We start from the raw sequence: 16112 nt of genomic DNA on the forward strand, positions 1-16112 counted from the left end.
CGAGAAAAAGATTTAATTTTGAAACACCAAATTATATGTTTAACCAAAAAGTTGCATTAGTAACTTGAATTCAGCCATTTTAATTAGAGTTCATTATACTTACTTTTGACAAATTACATACAATGTTTTGGGGCTTTGCGCTCGGGCGGGAAATCGAAGCACAAAAGCTAGTTTTATTACTAAAGTTTAATTGAAAAACTGCCATTGAATTTTGCCCTTCAGCGCGCCTGACGCAAAACCCGTGTAAACACCAGTTTTTATTTTTTTCTTATTAAGTCCAATGTAAAAATCATTTGTGTGTCAATATTATTTATGAAGTCATTAAAAGTTTGAGTGACTTCATAATCGGGTAATATACCTCTGTCTTTTTTTTGATTTTCTTTTTTGGGAACATCTTGTTCTAAATTAACAACTGAAAATTTTATTACGATTTTTGATTTTGGTAATTTATATTCTAATGGTGAATGTCCATTGTGTCCATAATATCCACCCATCGTTTCTTCTCCAATAGTTATTGTATTTTCAGTTCCTGCTAACATCGCTGCAAAAAGACTTCCTGCTGATGCAATTCTTGGACTTGTTAACAAATAAACATTGCCAGTAAAGGCATTTTGATTTGGGGCTCTAGTTTTATGGTCGTCCGAATTTTCATCTTGATAAAATTTTTCATCTTTTTCTAATGGAAATTCTTTTTGAAACTGTTTGTTGTACTTGCCAACGACTAATGGTCTAATAAATTTTGGTATTCTAATATTATAATAATTTATCAATGGAATTTTCTTAAAGCTTATCCACGCTTCTTTGTTCTCTTGAAAATTTCTATTGGTTAAATAAGAATAAGTAATTAAATCATTTGGGTCTTGTCCACCACCATTATTACGAACATCTACTATTAAGTTTTTAATATTCTTATCTTTAATATCAATGAAAATACTATCTAAAAATTGTTGATATTTTTTATGTTCATTGGTAGTTTCATTTCCCATAGCAAAAGTATGAACGGTTAGAATACCAGTTAATGAATCCAGTTGTTTGTAATTATACTTTTGGTTTTCTTTTAGATTGGCAAAACGAAATACGTCTAATGGCATTGAATGGATCTTATTGAAATTTTCAAAATACGCTTTATTGCCAATACTTTCAACACTTTTAGTTTCTAACTTTTTTGTAGAAGAATTTATACAACTTATATTGAATGATTTTGTTAATCCATAATGAAGTCTGTAATATTTTGAGAAACTAGTCATTAAACCTATTCTTTTACCTGTTAGATTGTTTCCATCAGTCGAATAATATTTATAAAGTTCAGGAATGATTTTTTCGATTTTTGTATCGTTTATTTCAACAATTTCAGAACCCAAAGGAATATGTTTACCATCAATATTTACAAGCCATTTGTCATCAATCCATTTAATAGGATATGGAAAATAACCATAAGTTTCATTTTTCAAATTTTCAGCATATTTTTTTGGTAAAAAAACATCATTGTGCAAACTTCCTTCAAAGTTAGAAATTGTGCAAATTAGGTTGTAAAAATCCCGATAAGATTTAGCTTTTTCAATTTGTTGATTACCCCAATTGTAAATACTGTCAATTTGTTGTTTGGTTCGGTATTTAAAAAGTCCTGAATTTGCTTTTTTTGATATTTGTTTAAAAATTTCAAAATCTTGCTTCATTTCCATCTGCGTAAATGGCTCGTCAATTGATTGTCCGTTTACGAAAAATGAAATAAAAAATATTAAAATTACTTTTGTTGTTCTCTTCATAGTTCTGTTTTCTAAAATTATTGCTATCTTGTTTAGAGGTCTGATAAAATCAGACCTATCACCCCCAATTTCGGGTAGATAGGTCTGACTAGAGTAAGTCTTATCGATCATCAAATATATACTAATTATCTTATGAAACAGCAAATGAACTTTTTATTTGTAGCAGGATTTTTGTGTTTGCGGGCTGTAAATTTTGGTAGCCTTGCTACTGCTATTGGCTAATAATTCCAGCATACCGAGTTAGCCAGCTTTGTTCTTTAATAGTTATATGCCATAACGATTTGTAGGTAATGTCAATTTACTTTTTGCAAATCCTGTTTTGCTATTGCAATAGTTTTTTTGGTGTTTCAGTTCTTTGCGTCAAGGATAGCAGCGGCATCTCCCGATTTAGAAAAACAAGGCCTTTTTTAGCCGCAGTTTTTCTTATCGGGAATATAGCGAATAGCCTGACCGAAGTTTTGGCGGAGGGGACGCCCAGATAATTTAAGGTTCTTTATTTCAGAAAAAAAAATGCTTTTAAACCATTATTAAATTGGAATTTCTAAATGCTACTTCATTTTTAAATTGATCTAGTTCTCTGGTTTTCTTCCGAAAATGTATTTAAACTTTGTTTGTCATTCCGGTCGCTTTCGGGATGCTTTTTTATTTCATTTGTAGAAAAACATTTATTTGATGCTGGTTTCAAATTAACCTATCTTTGCGCGCCGAACAATCGGTAGAAAAATGGTATTATGAAGTTTGATTTATTAAAAAAAGACCCGCAGTCCAGAGCTAGAGCGGGAAGCATTACTACTGATCACGGTGTGATTGAAACACCAATTTTTATGCCTGTGGGTACTGTAGCCTCAGTAAAAGGGGTGCACCAGAGGGAACTGAAACTAGATATAAACCCAGATATTATCTTGGGAAACACCTACCACCTATACTTGCGTCCGCAAACGGAAATCCTGGAGAAAGCGGGTGGATTGCATAAATTCATGAATTGGGACAGGAACATTCTGACCGATTCTGGTGGATACCAAGTGTATTCACTTTCAGCAAACCGAAAAATAAAGGAAGAAGGGGTGAAGTTTAAATCGCACATTGACGGTTCTTACCACTTTTTTACACCAGAGAATGTAATGGAAATTCAGCGTACCATTGGTGCTGATATTATCATGGCTTTTGATGAATGTACACCTTACCCTTGTGACTATAATTATGCAAAACGCTCTATGAAAATGACACACCGCTGGTTAGACCGATGTGTGAATCATTTAGATAAAGTACCCGTGAAATACGGATACGATCAAGCTTTTTTTCCTATTGTACAAGGAAGTTGCTATAAGGACTTACGTCAGCAATCAGCGGAATATATTGCCAATTCAAACCAAGTAGGAAACGCTATTGGTGGACTTTCGGTAGGAGAACCTGCTGAGGAAATGTACGCCATGACGGAAATAGTTTGCGAAATTTTACCAGAAGATAAACCCCGTTATTTGATGGGTGTGGGAACTCCAATTAATATTTTGGAAAACATTGCCCTTGGGGTTGATATGTTTGACTGTGTTATGCCTACGCGTAACGCCAGAAACGGAATGTTGTTTACTGCTAACGGGACGATCAATATCAAGAACAAAAAATGGGAAGATGATTTTTCGCCAATCGACGAAATGGCCATCACTTATGTGGACACGGAATACACGAAAGCGTATTTGCGTCACTTGTTTGCTGCCAATGAATTTCTGGGAAAACAAATTGCTACGATTCATAACCTGGGGTTTTATATGTGGTTGGTTCGTGAGGCCAGAAAACATATCTTAGCGGGCGATTTCAGACCGTGGAAAGAAATGATGGTAAAGAATATGAACCAGCGATTATAAAATTGGTTGAAGTGATTAATCGTTTATTCGGTTAATTGATTTAAACGAATAACCTAATATACTCTTATGCTGACAATAATAGATAGATACATTCTGAAAAGATACTTAGCCACTTTTGCGGCCATGTTATTGATGTTTATACCTATTGGGATTGTTATTGATGTATCTGAGAAGGTGAATAAAATGATAGAAAACAAAATTCCGTTAACGGAAATTGCGATTTATTATTTTCATTTTACGATCTATTTTGCCAACTCCTTATTTCCGATATTCCTGTTTTTATCTATAATTTGGTTTACCTCTAAACTGGCTAATAATACCGAAATTATTGCCATTTTAGGTTCTGGAATTTCATTTTCACGATTTTTAAGACCCTACATTATTGGGGCCTCGATTATTTCGGTTTTTGTTTTACTGATGGGGTTTTGGGTGGTTCCTGCATCTAGCGAAGGCTTTAACAACTTTAGATACACCTACTTAAAAGGGGGAGGGCAAGATCAGGTGCGGGGAGACAATACAGACGTCTACAGGCAAATTAATGATAATGAGTTTCTTTATGTCAACAGTTTCAATCCCGTATCTAAATTAGCTTTTAATTTTGCCTTAGAGAAATTTAAGAAAGAGAAACTGGTTTCTAAAATTACAGCTAGCAGGATAAAATGGAATCCAAAAGACAGCACCTACACTATGTATGATTATACAAAAAGAACCGTGGGGTCATTGGGAGATAAAATAGAGAAAATGCCAGAGAAAAACGAAAAGTTTAGTTTTGACCTAGAAGATTTGACTCCTGTGATCTATATAGCCGAAACCTTAAGTTTAACTGAACTATACGATTTTATTGACAAGGAAAAGCAGCGTGGCTCTTCTAACATAAACGTCTATATGGTCGTTTTGTATAAGAAGTTCAGCGTGCCGGTGTCGGCCTTCATTTTGACGATAATTGCTGTTTCTGTTTCTTCAATGAAGCGAAGGGGAGGAATGGGAATGAATCTTACCATAGGAATTGCATTAGCATTTGCCTATGTGTTTTTTGACAAAATATTTGGGGTACTTGCTGAAAAATCGAGTTTTTCTCCTCTTATTGCGGTTTGGTTTCCTAATCTAATTTTCGGAATTTTAGCTATATTTTTACTACGGAATGCAAAACGATAAATTCAAAAGTTACTTAAATCTCCATATGATTGTGTTCATCTGGGGTTTTACGGCCGTTCTGGGCGCATTAATTTCCATTACTGCCGATGCTATAGTTTGGTATCGAATGCTGCTTGCAGCGGTATTTTTATCCGCTTTTATCGTGTTAAAGAAAAAATCCTTCCGAATTCCCGTAAAATCTTTTTTGAAACTGATTTTCGTGGGTTTGTTGATTGCCTTGCACTGGGTCTTTTTTTTCCATGCCATACATGTTTCTAATGTTTCCATAACACTTTCTGTTTTTTCATTGGGTGCTTTTTTTGCGTCACTGCTAGAGCCTATTTTTTATGGGAGAAAAGTACTGTGGTATGAAGTGTTCTTTGGCCTTATCATAATTGGTGGACTCGGAATGATAATGAAAGTCGAGGTTAGCTACCTTGAAGGAATGATATACGCTTTGATTTCTATCATTCTGGGAGTATTGTTCACACTGATGAACGGAAAGCTGATTCAAAATCATGATAGCTCGGTAATCTCTTTTTATGAGTTCATTTCTGGAGTTTTCTTTATCTCGATTTATTTTTTGTACCAAAACAAATTCTCGCTTGACTTCTTTGTTCTGTCCTTCAATAACTGGATGCTGCTGTTAATTTTGGCTTCGATTTGTACCGCCTATGCGTTTACGGCATCTGTGAAGGTAATGGAAAAACTGAGTCCTTATACGGTAATGCTTACTACAAACTTAGAACCGGTTTACGGAATAATTTTGGCTTATTTCATCATAGGCGAAAAAGAAAAAATGAGTTCTTCGTTTTATATTGGAGCCGTCATAATTTTAATTACGGTGATCCTGAACGGAATTATCAAACACAAAGACAAATCGGTTGACGCATAGAGAGTACCGCTCTCTTGGATTTTAGCCTAACTAGGATGAGACGTTAAAGAGAACTTGCTTAACAATCCTCACATTTAAATCTCGAATAGAATTGTTTTACTAATGAACAGGCGATACAAATCCAGAACCACATTGACAAACAAAAAAAGTGATATTGTGGTACTTTAGGGTTTTATATTCTAAGCTCTGAATCACATTTAGAATGTATAAGAAGCTGTACTAATGTGTTTATTTATAAATATTTACCGATTTTAAATTCATACAGATTCTAGTTTTAGCCGATATCTCAGCCTATTTTTAAAAGTGTTGGGTTAGGTTTTTAAGACTTAAATTGAAAATTAGGGCTTATGAATGATTTAATATTTTATATTTGCACTTCAAAATTAAAAACGTAAACGCACAAATCCTATGGAATATTTAGATTTTGAGCTTCCTATAAAAGAACTAGAAGATCAGTTAGCAAAGTGTCAAGTGATCGGTGAGGAATCTGATGTTGATGTTACCAATACGTGTAAACAAATCAACAAGAAACTAATAGAAACCAAAAAACATATTTTTAAAAACTTGACAGCATGGCAACGTGTACAGTTGTCAAGACATCCAAGTAGACCTTATACTTTAGATCATGTTAGAGCTCTTTGTGGAGATACTTTTTTAGAACTGCATGGAGACAGAGGGTTTAAAGATGATAAAGCCATGATCGGTGGTTTGGGAAAAATTGACGGCCAATCTTTTATGATTGTCGGACAACAAAAAGGATACAATACTAAAACGCGACAATATAGAAACTTTGGGATGGCTAATCCTGAAGGCTATCGTAAAGCTTTGCGATTGATGAAAATGGCTGAGAAGTTTGGTATTCCTGTTCTAACATTAATAGATACTCCGGGAGCTTATCCGGGATTGGAAGCCGAAGAACGTGGACAAGGAGAGGCAATTGCAAGAAATATCTTCGAGATGGTTCGTCTTAAGGTGCCTATTATTACTATTATCGTAGGTGAAGGTGCTTCAGGTGGAGCATTAGGAATAGGAGTGGGAGACCGAGTTTATATGTTGGAAAACACTTGGTATTCGGTAATTTCGCCGGAATCATGCTCTTCTATTTTATGGAAAAGCTGGGAGTACAAGGAACAAGCTGCCGAAGCTTTGAAATTGACTTCATCAGACATGAAAAGACAGAAATTGATTGACGATATTATTCCTGAACCTTTAGGAGGAGCACATTATGATAGGGAGACTACTTTCAAAACAGTGCAACAATATATCACGAAGAGCTATAGTGAGTTGAAAGAGTTATCAACAAAAGACTTAATTGCCCAAAGGATGGATAAATACAGTAATATGGGTGAATATAAAGAGTAAAACCTTACAAAACCAGAACTAATCCGAAGCCTCACCGTTTCGGATTTTTTTTTGGTTATAAACAAAATAGAGTTACTTATCAACAGATATTTGTAATAAGTCAATGGCGATTTTTTTTAATTTTATCTTACTTTCGCTTTATGGAAAACTTCAAAAATATAAACCCAATTAAGGTAGATAAAACCACAATTATAAACCTTGAAAAAGGGAAGTTACCACCTCAAGTACTAGAGCTGGAAGAAGCCGTTCTGGGTGCCATGATGATTGATAAAAAAGGTGTTGATGATGTTATTGACATACTCCAGCCAGATGCTTTTTATAAAGAAGCACACAAGCATATTTTTGAGGCGATTGTACAATTGTTTACGGACACACAGCCTATTGACTTGTTGACGGTATCAGCACAATTAAAGAAAAATGCAAAGTTAGATTTAGCAGGTGGAGATTTCTACCTGATTCAGCTTACGCAAAAGATCTCCTCATCAGCTCATATTGAATTCCACTCCAGAATTATTCTTCAAAAGTTCATTCAAAGAAGTTTGATTCGGATTTCTTCTGAAATAATTGAAGAGTCCTACGATGAAACAACGGATGTTTTTGACTTGCTAGATAGAGCCGAATCGAAGTTGTACGAAGTGACCCAAGGAAATATAAAAAGAAGTTCGGAAACGGCGCAAAGTTTAGTCCTACAGGCAAAAAAACGTATTGAAGAAATTGCTGGTCAGGAAGGAATGAGTGGTGTGGCTACTGGTTTTGAAAAATTAGACAAAATCACTTCCGGTTGGCAACCGAGTGATTTAATTATTATAGCGGCAAGACCCGCGATGGGTAAGACTGCATTTGTATTATCAATGGCCAGAAATATGGCAATAGATTACGGAATACCTGTTGCTCTGTTCTCTTTGGAGATGGCATCAGTACAGTTAATTACTCGTTTGATTTCTTCTGAAACAGGTTTGTCATCAGAGAAATTACGTACTGGTAAACTAGAAAAACATGAATGGGAACAGTTGAGTACCAAAGTTAAAAATTTGGAAAAAGCACCATTGTTTATTGACGATACCCCATCACTCTCCATTTTTGATTTAAGAGCCAAAGCAAGACGTTTAGTCTCGCAACATGGAATTAGAATCATCATTGTAGATTACTTGCAACTGATGACTGCCGGAGGAAATGGTAAAGGAGGCGGAAATAGAGAACAAGAAATCTCTACTATTTCCCGAAATTTAAAAGCACTGGCTAAGGAATTGAATGTTCCTGTTATCGCACTATCCCAATTATCTCGTGCGGTTGAAACCCGTGGCTCTAGTAAAAGACCATTGCTTTCTGACCTTCGTGAATCGGGTGCGATTGAGCAAGATGCGGATATTGTGTCCTTCCTGTATCGTCCTGAATACTATAAAATTGACGAATGGGATGATGATGAAGCTTCAAACACAGCTGGTCAAGCAGAAATTATGATTGCCAAGCACCGTAACGGTAGTATTGAAAACGTTCGTTTGAAGTTTATTGGACATCTTGGAAAGTTTGACAACCTAGAAGATCATACAGGTGGTTATGATGATTTGCCTTCATCAATGAATCAGGATGATAATCCGTTTATAACAAAGAGTCTTCCTTCTGCTCATGAAGCATTTGGAAGTAATTTGAACGATGATGATGACGATGATAGTGACATGCCTTTTTAGAAATACCCAAAGCCTATTTTAATAGGCTTTTTTTTGGTCTGTATTTTTTTGCATCGAGGCTTTTTTCTCCAAGAAGCCTAGTCACTAAGCGTCTTAAAATCTATTAATTATTGTTAGTAGCGTCTTTGATAATTGTAATTATATTAGGGGCGCTTTAAACTGGTTTTGGTCCATTATTCAAGTATTTTGATTACTAGGGTGGGCGGCATTTTATTTCATGCTTCTCTCTTTTTTAATTTTATTGTTAGAAAGTAATATACTTAAAAGGGTAATTGACTCATTTAAATCCTTTGCTTCCCTATCTTTGATATTAAATAAATCAATGACTATGTCCAAAAGAGTATTGTGTTGTCTTTTTTTACTTCTAGCCATATCAACAAAAGCTTCTTTTATTTTGTTGCCAATGGATGAAAATACGCAAACGAACCACCTGAAAGCGTACGGGATTACATTTTGGTGTTTAGAGAAAAATTATAAAGCCAGTTGGTTACTGAATTATCGCGGAGGATCGTTTTTATTGCCGGATGCTATAGAAATACGTAAAGAATGCCAGATTCGTGGCGTAAGTTTTGAGATCCTTTCTGACAATGAAGAAGCAAAAATTCTTGATGAAATATCCAGTCCGTCTCAAAATATGGAAACGGTTATCCTTGAGAAGGCTCCCAAAATTGCTGTTTATACTCCGAAGGGCAAGCATCCATGGGATGATGCCGTAACCTTGGTTTTAACCTATGCCGAAATTCCATTTACTGCTATTTATGACGAAGAAGTTTTAAGCGACCAGTTAGTGCTTTATGATTGGTTGCATTTGCATCACGAAGATTTTACGGGACAGTACGGAAAGTTTTTTGGAGCGTATAGAAATGTTCCTTGGTACATAGAACAAAAAACCGAAGCTGAGGCACTGGCAACTAAGTTAGGTTATGCAAAAGTTTCTCAAGAAAAAGCGGATGTTGCTAAAAAAGTAAGAAACTTTGTCGTTGGTGGCGGATTCATGTTTGCGATGTGTTCTGCAACTGATAGTTTTGATATTGCGTTAGCAGCCGATGGAGTTGACATATGTGAACCTATGTTCGACGGAGATGAAAGTGAAGCCAATTATCAATCGAAGATGAATTACTCAAATTCTTTTGCATTTAAAGATTTTATATTGGAAAGAAGACCAGAAAAATATGAGTTTTCGGATATTGATATGACGGAGAAAAGAAGAATTCCAATGGAAAAAGATTATTTTACTCTAATGGAGTTTTCTGCAAAATGGGATCCTATTCCTAGTATGTTATGTCAAAATCACACGCAACTGGTAAAAGGCTTTATGGGACAGACCACTTCTTTCGATTCTGCCTTAATAAAGTCTAATGTTTTAATCATGGGAAGTTGTGAACTTAATGGCGAAGCACGCTATATTCACGGTGAAAAAGGGAAAGGAATGTTTACTTTTTTTGGAGGCCATGACCCCGAGGATTTTCAGCATCAGGTTGGTGATAGTCCCACCGTTTTAGATCTGCATCCTAACTCACCAGGCTATAGATTAATACTAAACAATGTACTGTTTCCAGCAGCTAGAAAGAAAAAACAAAAAACCTAATACTTTGCTTTTTTTAGAAAGCACTAAATTTCAATTTTATAGCATAAATGAATTTTAAATCTATTTTAAAGGAAATACTACAGGAGTCAAATACATGTCGAATTAGTGGAAATGTAACCGCGACGATTCCGGAATTAGCTAAAGTGGACCCAAATAAATTTGGAATTCATCTTACAACTATAGCAGGGGAAGATTTCGGGATTGGGGACAGTAATGAAAGATTTTCGATTCAAAGTATTTCTAAAGCTTTAACAGTGGCTTTGGCTTTTTCTTTTTTGGATGAAAAAATTTGGAAAAGGGTCGGAGTGGAACCTTCAGGAAACGCTTTTAATTCCCTAATACAACTGGAGTATGAGAAAGGAATTCCAAGAAACCCGTTCATAAATTCAGGTGCTATTGTCATTGCTGATATGTTAGTTTCATTTTTGGATAATCCAAAAGAGGACTTTCTGGAATATATAAGGATGATTTCTGGAAGCCCAGCCATTGACTATAATTTAGCTGTTGCACAATCTGAGAAAGATACTCGTTTTAGAAATTCAGCGTTGGCTAATTTCTTAAAGTCCTTCGGTAATATTGATAATGATGTTGATGAAGTATTAGATTTTTATTTTCATCAATGTTCTATAGAAATGTCTTGTAAAGAGTTAGCACATTCTTTTTTCTTTTTTGCCAATGAGGGAAAAACTAGAGAAGGAAAGCAAATTTTGACTAAAAGTCAGGTGAAAAGGCTGAATGCTCTGATGCAAACTTGTGGTTTTTATGATGAATCGGGTGAATTCACTTATAGAGTAGGCTTACCTGGTAAAAGCGGGATCGGTGGTGGCATAGTTGCTTTATTCCCTACGAATTTTGTAGTGGCCACCTGGTCTCCCAAACTGAATAAAAAAGGGAATTCAGAACTAGGAATGCATGCCTTGGAATTATTGACTACAAAAACGGGAATGTCTGTATTCTAAGCGTAATCAACTTAGAGAGAATTCAAATCATATAGGATATGATCGGATACCTTTCTTGCTTCTTTTAGAGACTAGAATTTCTGATAAAAGAAATACTTCCTGAGTATAAGTTCTTGTTTTTAGTGTTTTTTGTAGTGCGTGTTGTCATACTCTGAGGTCAGACACTTGTTGTTTTTGCACTTTTATTTTAAGGAGTTTATTTTGTCCAACTAAAATAGATTTATATCCGATTTTTTTTGATGGTTTGAAAACAGCAAGGTACTGGCGGCAATTGAAATCTCCGACGAAAATCAAATTCAAAGTAGAATATCCATCGGTTAATATTTTTAAATAGTTAATCGCACGTTTAGGCTCGTTAGTTTTGGGAACAGCATGAAAATTCACTACGGTAAATTGTGTATCATTATATTTATAAATGCAATAAAAGGCTTCCCTTTTAATCTCTAGAAGGAAGGTTTTTTCAAGCGAAGTGGAGCGTGTTTTCTTCAGCTTAGCCGTTTTCACAATAAATGCATAGCATTCTCTTAGATAGTGACTGCCGCTAGTTGGTTCGCTAAAATTAGGTAATTTCATTTTTCTTCTTTTCGAGTAAGCTCTGCGGCTAGTTTGTTGACCGCTTGATACCACCGCATCCTGCAACAACTTCTTGAATTGCTATATAATGTTATATTCTCGAATTGTTTCTGCCACGAGTTCGACTTCGATTCACCAGAATTCTTTAATTTTCAAATTAGTAATTTGGTTTGAGCGTAACAAACGGAACAAATAAGAGGTAATAGTATCGAAAATAATTTATTCATTTGGTGGTGTAAAAAAGGAATAGAATACTCCCCAACTTAATCAAATATTGCTTAGAATAGAAATATAGCAATCCTAAATTAATTATACTCTCAGGTTTGTGCTATTAGCGTAAAAAACAAAAAAACCCCAATCTTTCGATTGAGGTTTCTATATAAGTAAGTAAGCTAAATTGAGTTGATAAAACGTTTATTTTACTTTATTAAGTACAGCTTTGAAAGCTTCAGGGTGGTTCATAGCTAAATCTGCAAGAACTTTACGGTTCAATTCGATATTATGCTTTTTTACTTTACCCATGAATTGAGAATAAGACATTCCTTCCAATCTAGCTCCAGCGTTGATACGTTGGATCCATAATGCACGGAAATTTCTTTTGTTCACTTTTCTGTCACGGTAAGCGTAGCACATTGCTTTCTCTACCGCATTTTTAGCCACTGTCCAAACGTTTTTACGTCTACCAAAGTAACCTTTGGCTAGCTTCATTATTTTTTTTCTTCTTGCTCTTTTTGCAACTGAATTTACCGATCTTGGCATAATTTTATTGTTTTTTTGTAGCAGGCGTCCCGAATTGAATCAAAGGAACTTAAAGGCCATACTCCAAGGTTATTTTAAATTGTTTTAACCTAAAGAATTATTTTTTTAATTGACAATTAATAATTGTCGATTATATAATTCTTAATTGTTGTTTGATGCTTTTCATATCTGATTTGTGAACTAGCGCTGAATGTGTCAAAGCTAATTTACGTTTCTTAGATTTTTTGGTCAAGATGTGACTTTTAAAAGCATGCTTTCTTTTAATCTTTCCAGAACCAGTAACTTTAAAACGTTTCTTGGCGCTAGATTTGGTTTTCATTTTAGGCATTTTTTCCTAGTATTTTAATTTATTCTTACTTACTTACTTATCTTTTGTTTCAAGTTTAACGATTCAAGCTTCAAAACTGAATGCTAAAAACGGTAAACTGAATACTATTTCTTCTTTTTCGGAGCAATAAACATAATCATTCTCTTTCCTTCTAAAACTGGCATCGCTTCCACTTTACCAAATTCTTCCAAGTCCGTCGCCAATCTCAACAATAAGATTTGTCCTTGGTCTTTATATATGATCGAACGACCTTTAAAGAAAACAAATGCTTTCAATTTGGCACCCTCTTTTAAGAATTTTTCAGCGTTCTTGCGCTTAAATTCATAATCATGCTCATCTGTTTGAGGTCCAAAACGGATTTCTTTAACAATGACTTGAGTTGACTTTGCTTTCAGAATTTTATCACGTTTCTTTTGTTCGTAAACAAATTTCTTGTAATCCATGATTTTACAGACTGGTGGCTCTGCGTTTGGTGAAATTTCGACTAAATCCAATTCAAATTGGTCAGCCAATCTTAAAGCCTCCGAAAGTTTGAAAACTCCAGGCTCAATGTTTTCACCTACAAGTCGTACTTCTTGTACTCCACGAATAAGATTGTTTATTCTGTGGGCATCCTTTTTTTCTACGCGAGGTTGATAACCTCTGTTGCTTCTTATTGCTATGACTTTGTAATTTTAAGTTAAACTGTAAATGTTTTTAATGTTTTTTTTATCTCTTCGTTCACTATCGAAGCAAATTCTTCTATTGTTACGGTAACATTACCTTTCCCTTCCTGTCCATGGCGACGGATAGAAATGGTACCGTTTTTTTCTTCCTCTTCTCCCACAATCAGCATAAACGGGGTCTTTTGCATCTCAGCATCCCTGATTTTCTTGCCTATTGTTTCGTTTCGGTTGTCAATCTGAGCGCGAATTTCGTGATTTTCTAGCAAATCTAAAACTTTTTTGGCATATATTTCATATTTCTCGCTCAAAGACAATATGATGGCTTGTTCGGGCATTAACCACAGTGGGAAATTTCCTGCTGTGTGTTCTAACAAGATGGCTATAAATCGTTCCATTGAGCCAAAAGGTGCTCTGTGAATCATTACAGGTCTATGTAGTTCGTTGTCAGATCCTTTGTAAGTCAAATCAAAACGTTCAGGTAGGTTGTAATCTACTTGAATTGTACCTAATTGCCATTGTCTGCCTAGAGCATCTTTGACCATGAAGTCCAACTTTGGACCGTAGAAAGCGGCTTCGCCATATTCAACGACAGTATCTAGATTTTTGTCTTTTGCTGCATTGATGATTGCGTTTTCTGCTTTTTCCCAGTTTTCATCGCTTCCTATGTATTTCTCTCTATTGTCTTTATCTCTTAAAGAGATCTGAGCCGTAAAATTCTCAAAGCCTAAGGAACCAAACACGTATAGCACTAAGTCAATCACTTTTTTGAATTCTTCGTCCAGTTGTTCCGGAGTACAAAAGATATGTGCGTCATCTTGGGTAAATCCACGTACACGTGTCAATCCGTGCAATTCTCCACTTTGTTCGTATCTATAAACGGTACCAAATTCAGCATAACGCTTTGGTAAATCTTTGTAGGACCAAGGTCTTACATTGTATATCTCGCAGTGGTGAGGGCAGTTCATTGGTTTCAATAAAAACTCTTCACCTTCTGATGGTGTGCTTATTGGTTGAAAACTATCAGCACCATATTTTGCATAATGTCCTGAAGTTACGTATAATTCTTTCTGACCAATATGTGGTGTAACCACTTGCTCGTAGCCGGCCTTTTTCTGTGCTTTCTTTAAAAATTGCTCTAGTCTTTCTCTCAAAGCAGCCCCTTTAGGTAACCATAAAGGTAAACCTTGTCCAACTTTCGCAGAGAAAGCGAACAATTCTAATTCTTTTCCTAGTTTTCTATGATCACGACGTTTTGCTTCCTCAAGTAAGAGTAGGTATTCTGTTAGCTCTTTTTGTTTAGGGAATGAAGTACCATATACACGAGTCAGCTGCTTGTTTTTTTCATCACCACGCCAGTAAGCACCAGCAACACTCATGATTTTCATCGCTTTGATTATTCCAGTATTCGGAATGTGACCTCCGCGGCATAAATCGGTAAACGTATCGTGATCACAAAACGTAATTGTTCCATCTTCAAGATTGGTAATCATTTCAGTTTTGTAAACATTGTCCTTATATAGCTTTAATGCATCCGCTTTAGAAACAGGGCGCAATTTGAATTCGTGTTTTCCTCTCGAAATCTCAAGAACACGATCTTCTATTTTTTTGAAATCAGCATCAGTGATCTTCTGATCTTCAAAATCGACATCATAATAAAACCCGTTTGAAATTGCAGGCCCAAGGGTTAGTTTGATACCAGGATACATTTCTTCAAGAACCTGTGCCATGACATGCGAAGTCGAATGCCAAAAAGCTTTCTTTCCATCCGCATCATTCCATGTGTATAATATAAGACTGCCATCCGTAGTCAAAGGAGTCGTTGTTTCCACTGTTGTACCGTTAAAGGAAGCCGAAATTACATTTCGGGCAAATCCTTCACTAATGCTTTTAGCAACCTCCATAGGAGTTACGTCTGACGCGAACTCTTTAACTGACCCATCGGGCAAAGTAATCTTAATCATTGTTTGTTAATTTAAGAATGCAAATATAGGCCATTACAAAAATACACACAATATATAGAGAAGGTTTGTTCTATATAATACGAGCAAAAACAAATTGTACCCTTATCAATTGATGTTTTTTAGGAGCTATCTCCTGCTATCCGCTACAATTTTATATGCCGTCCCAAAGTTTCGGGACGGCATATAAGGATTTTCACTTCTATCAGGGCTAGGTAGTCGCTTTTAAAAATTCCCACAACGCTCTCCTCATCATATAGGAGCAAGTTTAAAAAGGAGCGCAATATTGACAAAGCTTCCAGCCTTTCAAAGGCTGGAAGCTTTATTTGGTATTGAGGCTTCGTGAATTCCTGAATAACTGTTAGCTTAATATAGGATATATTGTCAAACCTTGTCCACAAAGTCCCCCTCTCCTTCGGAGAGGGCCGGGGAGAGGAAAAAACTTTCGTCTTCAAAACACACGATTTCAGCAACTTAAAATTAAAGTTAAGAAAAGGTCAAAAAAAAGCTTTGAGAAAGCTTGAATTAGTGAATAAAGGTGGTACTTTTGCACCCGCAACAACGCAGACGTTCTT

The 16112-nt window shown here is 35.5% G+C and carries 14 protein-coding genes; 8 read left to right on the forward strand and 6 right to left on the reverse strand.

The features are described 5' to 3' along the window. Nucleotides 1-257: 257 nt before the first annotated feature. On the reverse strand, nucleotides 258-1877 hold the full coding sequence (locus ACEN2H_RS14830) for a S41 family peptidase (protein ID WP_441733692.1): 1620 nt from the start codon (nucleotides 1875-1877) through the stop codon (nucleotides 258-260). A 620-nt stretch (nucleotides 1878-2497) separates the two neighbouring features. Here ACEN2H_RS14830 and tgt point away from each other — a divergent pair. From tgt to ACEN2H_RS14865, 7 genes are all read left to right on the forward strand, one after another. Further along, on the forward strand, nucleotides 2498-3628 hold the full coding sequence (gene tgt / locus ACEN2H_RS14835) for a tRNA guanosine(34) transglycosylase Tgt (RefSeq protein ID WP_441733694.1): 1131 nt from the start codon (nucleotides 2498-2500) through the stop codon (nucleotides 3626-3628). Between the two features lie 66 nt (nucleotides 3629-3694). After that, a complete protein-coding gene (locus ACEN2H_RS14840) occupies nucleotides 3695-4783 on the forward strand; it encodes an LptF/LptG family permease (protein WP_441733696.1) in 1089 nt (362 codons plus the stop codon). Further along, nucleotides 4770-5657, forward strand: coding sequence for a DMT family transporter (locus ACEN2H_RS14845; RefSeq protein WP_441733698.1), 888 nt, complete (start codon nucleotides 4770-4772; stop codon nucleotides 5655-5657). Before ACEN2H_RS14840 ends, ACEN2H_RS14845 begins: the two co-directional genes overlap by 14 nt. 408 nt (nucleotides 5658-6065) lie before the next feature. Continuing rightward, the gene (locus ACEN2H_RS14850) at nucleotides 6066-7019 is read left to right on the forward strand and encodes an acetyl-CoA carboxylase carboxyltransferase subunit alpha (protein ID WP_441733700.1); all 954 of its coding nucleotides are present in this window, start codon (nucleotides 6066-6068) and stop codon (nucleotides 7017-7019) included. A gap of 140 nt (nucleotides 7020-7159) precedes the next feature. Continuing rightward, complete coding sequence (dnaB, locus tag ACEN2H_RS14855) at nucleotides 7160-8707, forward strand: replicative DNA helicase (protein ID WP_441733702.1); 1548 nt, start codon at nucleotides 7160-7162, stop codon at nucleotides 8705-8707. Between the two features lie 328 nt (nucleotides 8708-9035). Further along, the gene (locus ACEN2H_RS14860; RefSeq protein WP_441733704.1) at nucleotides 9036-10295 is read left to right on the forward strand and encodes an asparagine synthetase B; all 1260 of its coding nucleotides are present in this window, start codon (nucleotides 9036-9038) and stop codon (nucleotides 10293-10295) included. A 47-nt stretch (nucleotides 10296-10342) separates the two neighbouring features. Continuing rightward, nucleotides 10343-11254, forward strand: coding sequence for a glutaminase (locus tag ACEN2H_RS14865; protein ID WP_441733705.1), 912 nt, complete (start codon nucleotides 10343-10345; stop codon nucleotides 11252-11254). Nucleotides 11255-11398: 144 nt separating this feature from the next. Here the strand turns inward: ACEN2H_RS14865 and ACEN2H_RS14870 are convergent, their stop codons facing one another. The 5 genes from ACEN2H_RS14870 to thrS all read right to left on the reverse strand — a co-directional run bounded on the left by ACEN2H_RS14870 (nucleotide 11399) and on the right by thrS (nucleotide 15540). Continuing rightward, nucleotides 11399-11827, reverse strand: a complete 429-nt coding sequence (locus ACEN2H_RS14870) for a hypothetical protein (protein WP_441733707.1) — start codon at nucleotides 11825-11827, stop codon at nucleotides 11399-11401. A gap of 414 nt (nucleotides 11828-12241) precedes the next feature. Further along, on the reverse strand, nucleotides 12242-12586 hold the full coding sequence (gene rplT / locus ACEN2H_RS14875) for a 50S ribosomal protein L20 (protein WP_007136183.1): 345 nt from the start codon (nucleotides 12584-12586) through the stop codon (nucleotides 12242-12244). Between the two features lie 130 nt (nucleotides 12587-12716). Further along, the gene (gene rpmI / locus ACEN2H_RS14880; RefSeq protein WP_007136182.1) at nucleotides 12717-12914 is read right to left on the reverse strand and encodes a 50S ribosomal protein L35; all 198 of its coding nucleotides are present in this window, start codon (nucleotides 12912-12914) and stop codon (nucleotides 12717-12719) included. Nucleotides 12915-13018: 104 nt separating this feature from the next. Continuing rightward, nucleotides 13019-13576 carry a translation initiation factor IF-3 gene (infC, locus tag ACEN2H_RS14885; RefSeq protein ID WP_441733713.1) on the reverse strand — a complete coding sequence of 186 codons (558 nt, stop codon included), beginning with the start codon at nucleotides 13574-13576 and terminating at the stop codon, nucleotides 13019-13021. 17 nt (nucleotides 13577-13593) lie between these two features. Next, complete coding sequence (gene thrS, locus ACEN2H_RS14890; protein WP_441733710.1) at nucleotides 13594-15540, reverse strand: threonine--tRNA ligase; 1947 nt, start codon at nucleotides 15538-15540, stop codon at nucleotides 13594-13596. 378 nt (nucleotides 15541-15918) lie between these two features. Between thrS and ACEN2H_RS14895 the strand changes: the two genes are divergently transcribed. Continuing rightward, the coding region (locus tag ACEN2H_RS14895) for a hypothetical protein (RefSeq protein WP_441733711.1) at nucleotides 15919-16112 on the forward strand (194 nt) is incomplete at its 3' end.

The organism is Flavobacterium sp. W22_SRS_FP1, from assembly GCF_052113685.1.
Lineage (GTDB): Bacteria > Bacteroidota > Bacteroidia > Flavobacteriales > Flavobacteriaceae > Flavobacterium.